Genomic DNA, 2,875 nt, shown 5'->3' with positions numbered 1-2,875 from the left:
ACAGAATGCCCTGCAGTGTCTTGCGGTCATCGATCCGTTTACGGCCCGGGTGCCGGTAGCGACGTTCACACCTGGGCAGCAGCGGTTCGATCACCACCCACAGTTCATCGCTGACCTCCCACGGCTTCCGCCGAGTCATCCTCACCCCCGAGGAACGACATCACCTGCTCCTCCACCGTGCCACACGAAGATCATTCTGCAAGGACTCCTAAGTCCCACCGCGACCAGCTCCAGGTCCTGCGCGAAACGGCGCGGGCCGCCGATGCCATCGTCGTCCCCACCAACGCAATGGCCGACCGCCTCCTGAATCTCGCCCCACAGACCGACCGCCGCAAGATCACCCGCATTCCCTGGGGCATCCCCGACCACCTGCTCACCGCACCGCCGCCCTGGCCCGCCCGGACCGTCAGCAGCCACCTGCGACTCCTGTACGCCGGACGGCTGACCGCGGAGAAGGGAGTCGAGTCCCTGCTCCAGGGCCTGGCCCCGATACAAGGCGTCGAGCTGAGCATCGCCGCGCCCCGTGCTCAGTTCCGGGCCCTGGCCCCACTGCTGCAACGCACGGGCGTCCGTGCCCGCTACCTCGGCTGGCTCCGCCGCCCCCAGCTGTGGAGAGTCTTCGCCGAACACGACGCGCTCGTCATTCCCTCCACCACCCTGGAAGCCATGGGCCTGGTCGCCCTGGAGGCCCAAGCCTGCGGCCTCCCCGTCCTCCACCAGCCCGTACCGGGCCTCAACGAGACCCTGGCTGCCTCCGCCATAACCACCGACTTCACCCACCCCACCGCCCTCGCCCGCGACGTGAACCGGCTGCGCACCAGCCCCGGCCTCCTCCCCGCCCTACGGCAAGCGGGCTACGCGAACGCCGCCCGCTACCCGCTCTCGGCGACCGCCCAATCCCTCACCGAACTCGGCCACCAGCTCACCTGAACCGAGCCCCACCGCCCGCCGACACCCACGCGCCACTGCCCGATCCACCCCGCCCGCGTCACTACGCTGACCGGCGGGATGCCCACGGCGAACAGGGAGACCATGACGTACCGCAGCACCGACCACATCGAACAACTCCTGTCCGAAGGCGTCCGCGACAAGGTCTACCCCGGCGCGGTGTGGGCCGTCGGCGACGCCACAGGCATCCAGGCGCAAGGCGCCACCGGCGTCCTCGACCCCAACGAGCCCCACGTCCCCATGCAGCCGGACACCGTCTTCGACGCCGCCAGCCTCACCAAGATCCTCGCCGTGTGGTCCTCCATCGGTGCCCCGTGGGAAGACGGCAAACTCGACCTCACTGCCCCACTGGGCACCAACTGGCCAGAAGTCGCAGGCCACCCCCTGGGCACCGCCACCGCCCACCACCTGCTGACCCACACCGCCGGCCTCCCCCTCCGAGCCCAGCTCAAGAACCTCTACGGCACAGACCCCCAGGACATCCGCGACGGCGTCCTGCACGAGCCCCTCCACCGCCCGCCGGGCGAAGCCGTCGAATACACCGACCGAGCCGCCCTTGTCCTCGGCTACCTCGCCGAACACCTCTCCGGCCAACGCCTCGACCAGCTCGCCACCGAGCGAACCTGGAACCCCCTGGGCATGACCTCCACCCGCTTCGGCTCCCTCCCCACCAACCTCGCCGCCCGCTGCGCACCGACCGAGCTCGACCAGGACACCGGCACCTGCCTCAAGGGCACGGCCCACGACTTCTCCGCCCGCCTGCTGAACGGCTTGTGCGGCATCGCCGGCGTCTTCACAGTCCTCGACGACCTCGCTGCGTTCCTGCGCCACATGCTGTACGCCCCCACGGCGCCAGGGCTCGCAGGATTCGGCACCGCTTGGACGGCGGAATCGCTGACGATCCAGACAGGCACCCTCGAACCCGCCCGCGGCCTCTTCTGGCACCCCGCCCCCGGCACCACTCCCGCTGACGACATCTGGGTCCACTACGGCTTCACCGGCACCGGCATGTGGATCTCCCCCACCCAGGACCAGTGGGCAGTCCTCCTGACCAACAAGCTCTTCTACACGCGCGACCGCGAACCGCTGACGACCGTACGCAACTCGTTCCGCGCCGCAGCCCTTCCCCTCAACCCCTGATGTCGTATGAGCTGCACCGCGTACCAGCAAGCCCTCTGGTCACCAGCAACGCGAAGGACCATGCTCAGAAGCGGCCCGTAGTAACGCGACTCTCTTCAAGGACCAACCGTGGCACATGAATTGGCCGCAATCTGCGACGTCTGTACGCGAGCCGTAGCCGACGGCGAGGGCAGCTTCTGGGTCGACATGTCAGAAGTCGACCGGTGCTCCACCAACGTCCGCGCCTGGGAGCTCCTCGAAACGAAGCAGGTGGAGCCAGGGCTCCATGCCTACGACGCGGCGAGCCTGATGTCGTACCCCGATGCAGCCCGCTGGCGCGTCCACCACACAGCATGCGACCCCAACCCCAACGCGAACGCGTACGCCGTCGAGGTGCACCGCTGTCGCAGCTGGGCTGACCTTGTGTGGTGGAGGACCGCCCACCTCATGGGAAAGACCTGGCTCCAGCACACCGACTGGGAGGACGTCCTCCAAGGCGCGGCCGACGCTGACGGATCACGGATATCCCCAACCTCGCCCCCGAAGCGCCACCAATAGACGCGGAGTTCTACCACCGCATTCCCCATCGCCTTCGCCAGTCGGATACTGGCCACCATGACTTCGTCTCCGCAGGAAGAGATAGAGAACGCTGCCCGGACCCATCTCGAACATGCATATCGCAACAGTTCCCAGCGAGCACGCCCAGGCTGCGGCTACTGACCTTCAATGCGTGATGTCGGCAAGGCTGACGGTTCTTGATTCCTGCGGTATGCCCATTGCATGAGGTATGCGCAAGGGGGCGGGCTGA

At 67.8% G+C, this 2,875-nt stretch carries 2 protein-coding genes and 2 pseudogenes; 3 read left to right on the top strand and 1 reads right to left on the bottom strand.

Going from position 1 to position 2,875, the window contains the following annotated elements; all coding sequences use genetic code 11:
- Positions 1 to 139 (bottom strand): annotated as a pseudogene (locus tag AB0I49_RS38175) (IS5/IS1182 family transposase); the annotation flags it as partial.
- 74 nt (positions 140 to 213) lie between these two features.
- Here AB0I49_RS38175 and AB0I49_RS38170 point away from each other — a divergent pair.
- From AB0I49_RS38170 to AB0I49_RS38160, 3 genes and pseudogenes are all read left to right on the top strand, one after another.
- A pseudogene (locus tag AB0I49_RS38170) lies at positions 214 to 930 on the top strand (glycosyltransferase family 4 protein); the annotation flags it as partial.
- A gap of 102 nt (positions 931 to 1,032) precedes the next feature.
- Positions 1,033 to 2,088 (top strand): serine hydrolase domain-containing protein, encoded by a 1,056-nt coding sequence (locus AB0I49_RS38165; protein WP_363231834.1) that lies wholly within the window; start codon positions 1,033 to 1,035, stop codon positions 2,086 to 2,088.
- Positions 2,089 to 2,196: 108 nt separating this feature from the next.
- Complete coding sequence (locus AB0I49_RS38160) at positions 2,197 to 2,625, top strand: hypothetical protein (protein ID WP_363231833.1); 429 nt, start codon at positions 2,197 to 2,199, stop codon at positions 2,623 to 2,625.
- The last annotated feature ends 250 nt before the right edge of the window (positions 2,626 to 2,875 follow it).

Origin of the sequence: Streptomyces sp. NPDC050617, from assembly GCF_040654795.1 — a bacterium.
Taxonomy (GTDB): Bacteria; Actinomycetota; Actinomycetes; order Streptomycetales; family Streptomycetaceae; genus Streptomyces.
This window is presented reverse-complemented; position numbering and strand designations above follow the sequence as displayed.

Bases quoted from the DNA above. Each gene is read 5' to 3' on its own strand.
- AB0I49_RS38165 (WP_363231834.1), top strand. From the start codon at position 1,033: ATGACGTACCGCAGCACCGACCACATCGAACAACTCCTGTCCGAAGGC.